Here is a 352-nt window from a genome sequence, read left to right on the forward strand (position 1 = left end):
AAGAAATTGAACGACGGCGACGCGGATGGACGCAGCATGCTCCCGAAGGCGCAGGGCTATGTCGGCCCCGCGCTGGGTCGTTACTTGGGAAAGGAAATCCGCTCGGGCGGGTTCCGCTAGACCGGCCACGTGGGCCGCTTCACACAAATTGCGCCACGCATTCGGTTGTCCGACATAGTCGGGCCGTCGACGGGCAAGCGTGCTCGCAATGGCGGCACGAATCTCGGAGTTCAGATCGACAGCAGAGTGCATGGTCAGCTCCTGTTCGAGGTTCCTACAAACAAAAAAAGCCCGCTCCGACATGGCGGAAGCGAGCTTGTTCGCAGGAAAACCCGTCGCCACGCCCCTTCCG

Annotated in this window: 1 protein-coding gene; it reads right to left on the minus strand. The window is 61.4% G+C overall.

Translation table 11 applies throughout. From position 1 onward, the window contains the following. On the minus strand, positions 1-303 hold a 303-nt coding region (locus tag ACYP5B_RS43225), incomplete at its 3' end, for a DUF7696 family protein (RefSeq protein WP_459573695.1). Positions 304-352: the final 49 nt, after the last annotated feature.

The organism is Cupriavidus sp. 8B, from assembly GCF_054589115.1.